The organism is Pedobacter sp. HMWF019, assembly GCF_003061025.1.
Classification (GTDB): domain Bacteria; phylum Bacteroidota; class Bacteroidia; order Sphingobacteriales; family Sphingobacteriaceae; genus Pedobacter.
The window spans coordinates 1-3317 of sequence record NZ_QAIL01000179.1 but is presented as its reverse complement, the minus strand read 5'-3'; the positions used below and the strand labels follow the sequence as shown (position 1 = coordinate 3317).

Below are 3317 nucleotides of genomic sequence, written 5' to 3'. Positions count from 1 at the left end.
ACCTTCTTCATACCATGTTCGCTAAAAAGTACCTTAACCCATGTTTATAATAGGTTTATGCGAGGAAAGTATGAAGATCTGTGAAGGATGGTCCGTTTTGAATGGTGATCAGGAGATTAGTTGTTAATAATTGAAACTTTTTTCGGCTAATAAGCTTATTAAGTTGTATGAAAAGTTTATTATATCCTTTGAAATTCGACCCTATTTATCAATATCGTTTGTGGGGCGGCAGAAAATTGGAAAATTTGCTTTTTAAACCACTGCCGGATGACGAACCAATTGGTGAGGCTTGGATATTAAGTGATCGAAAAGATCATGCCAGTAAAGTTTCTGAAGGGCCTTTACAGGGTTATACGATTACCCGCCTGATGAAAGAGTATCCTGGTGAGATAATGGGGAAGTTAAAGGATCAGTTTGACCAATTTCCTCTGCTGTTAAAATTCTTAGACTGTAAAGAAGTATTGTCTGTTCAGGTGCATCCATCAGACGATCAAAAGAAATATATTCCTGCTGGAGATACAGGGAAAACGGAAGCCTGGGTAGTTTTAGAAACTAGCTGGGATAGCCTTATTTATGCCGGATTAAAACCTGGAACTAATGAGCGAAATTTGCGGGATGCGGTGAAAGACAATTCTGTAGACGGTCGATTGCATAGTTTTATACCTAAACCTGGCGACAGTATATTGATACATTCAGGTACTGTACATACCCTTAGGGGAGTTGTTGTTTTTGAGGTGCAGGAAAATAGTGATGTTACTTTTCGTCTTTATGACTGGGATCGCATTGATGCTAAAACCGGTAAGCACCGGGATCTCCAGGTCAATGAAGCCATGGCATGTATTGATTTCAACCAGGTTAATATCGGTCCCATAGTTCCTGTTGAAATAGATAATAACGATAAAACTGAAAAGATATTCGATGACGAGCACTTTATCTTGTGGCGTAAAAAGAGTGATTTATCCTTTACAGTTGGATGTGAAAATGAACCGCGAATTTTAGTTTGTACAGAAGGCAGCGGGAGATTGAGTTATAAAGAAAATAATTTCAGTATAAATAAAGGTGATGTGATGCTCTTACCGGCACTGTTGGGGCAATGTAATTTACTTCCAGACAATGATATCACCTTGCTGGAAATAGGTATACCCAGTAAAAATAACTAATGGAAGCATTAAAATTGAAACGATTGGGTACCCTCATGGAACCCGATGTGAATAATCCTATGGAGGCAGGTGGTGTTTTGAATCCGGCTGCAGCGAGGGGAAAAGACGGGAATTTATACTTATTTCCCCGAATTGCTACCAAAGAGAATTACTCAAGGATAGGCATTGTTAAAGTATTATTCAATGACGCTGGGGACCCTGCAGCGGTAGAACGCCTGGGGATTGCATTGGAGCCAGAAGCGGATTATGAAAAGCGACCGGGTGGCGGTGGCGGTTGTGAAGATCCCCGTGTGACCTATGTTGAACCTTTGGAACGTTATATTATGACCTATACCGCGTTTTCACCTGATGGCCCCAGGATTGCTATGGCACAATCACAAGATTTGTTAAACTGGAAGCGGCTTGGACTTGCTACCTATAGGCCTTACGAAAATATCGGATTTAATAACATCAATAATAAAGATGCCTGCGTTTTCCCTATGCAAATACCAAGTCCACATGGTCACCGTGCATTGGGTATGCTGCACAGGCCACTTTTTCCTGGTACCTCGCCAGAAGAAAATGCGGCACATTCTTGGGATAAAATGATAGATCAACACCACGAGAGTATTTGGTTATCTTATTGCCACATTCACCCGGAAAAACACGAGACCGAAAAATGGCACCCGGCGGAATTCACCTCTCACCGGCCGATTGCTGTTCCTGCATTTGACTGGGAAAAAATAAAAATAGGCTCTGGTACACCACCGGTAATGACAAGATTTGGCTGGATGTTTATTTATCATGGCGTACAGCCCAGTCCACAGTCCACACCGGAGAAACAACAGTTGATCTATTCGGCTGGGCTAATGTTTTTGTCTGCAAACGATCCTTATGATATTATATTCCGATCATTGGAACCGATATTAACACCAACTCTTCCTGAAGAAAAAGTGGGGATTATTGCTGACGTTGTTTTTCCAACGGGGATAGATCAGCGGAATGATATTGGTATGCCTGAACGCTATGATATTTATTACGGCATGGCCGATAGCCGAATAGGCGTGGCGCGATTGGATCTTCCTGAAAGTCTGGAATAGGTTGTAAAAAGTCGCCATATAATCAACTATAGTGAATCCATAAACTCTGGGATCCAATTTGACCGAGACGTTAAGTGTGTTCCCCTCAACAATTGCTGTTTTGTCAAAGCTGATTGTTTTGTAAGGTTTTTGATCATTGTATTCTGCTTCGTCTTTAAATACATTGAGAATAATTTTTCCCTTGGCAGATCTGATTCCGGTTACTTTGGTCTGTGTTTGTTGCTGTGCCTTTACATTGGAGGTATTGAGCATAAGGAACTGGCTTATCAATACGCTGTTAATGAGTACGATTGTCTTTTTCATGAGTTTGTGATTATTTTGAGATGAAGATAGTGGAGTTGGGAATTACCTTAGATTAAAAACACAGGGAAGCAGACATAATAGGAGGAGTCTTATAGCGAGATTAAAAAAATAGTTCAACCTTGCTTTTGTCTGTTTTATATAATAATTCAAAACATGCAAGTGTTATTTTAGTTTTTAAAATAAACCTTTTAGTATATTTGTTCATTAATTCAAAACTGATGCTTACAAAGGCAGAAAGAACGAAACAATTCATACTGGAAACTGCAGTACCCTTATATAATGAGAAAGGTATTTCGGGTGTAAACATAGATGATGTTCTGGAGGCTACCAAACTTACAAAGGGTTGTCTTTATGGTCATTTTGAAAACAAGGAAGACCTGTCTGATCAGGTTGTTGATCTTGCTCTTAAGAAAATATCAGACAGGGTACGGGTGGAAGTGTCAAAAGGCAAAACAGCAAAAGGCAAGTTATTTGCATTTATGGATTTTTATAAAAACCCTATTGAAACCTATATATCTGGTGGATGCCCAATATTTAATACGGCTGTGGAGGCAGATGATAATTACCCTGATATAAAGCGGAAGGTAGCAAAGGTGTTTAGAGTCGGTCAGGAGGAAATTACGGCTGTACTTCAGGAAGGGATTAACAATGGTGAATTTTCTGTAGAACTTGATCCTGTTGTCTTTGCGTTTAAAATGGTTGCTGCAATTGAGGGAGGGGTTGTAATGTGCCGGGTTATGGATACAATTAAACCCATGCATGGCCTCCTTAAAAG

Annotated in this window: 3 protein-coding genes; all 3 read left to right on the top strand. The window is 40.0% G+C overall.

Annotation, left to right across the window (positions count from 1 at the left end; all coding sequences use genetic code 11):
* The first annotated feature begins 167 nt into the window (after positions 1 to 167).
* On the top strand, positions 168 to 1160 hold the full coding sequence (locus DBR11_RS11485) for a type I phosphomannose isomerase catalytic subunit (protein ID WP_108552729.1): 993 nt from the start codon (positions 168 to 170) through the stop codon (positions 1158 to 1160).
* Positions 1160 to 2239, top strand: a complete 1080-nt coding sequence (locus DBR11_RS11480) for a glycosidase (protein ID WP_199233817.1) — start codon at positions 1160 to 1162, stop codon at positions 2237 to 2239. The genes DBR11_RS11485 and DBR11_RS11480 overlap by 1 nt, the downstream gene beginning before the upstream one ends.
* A gap of 521 nt (positions 2240 to 2760) precedes the next feature.
* The coding region (locus DBR11_RS11475; RefSeq protein ID WP_108552727.1) for a TetR/AcrR family transcriptional regulator at positions 2761 to 3317 on the top strand (557 nt) is incomplete at its 3' end.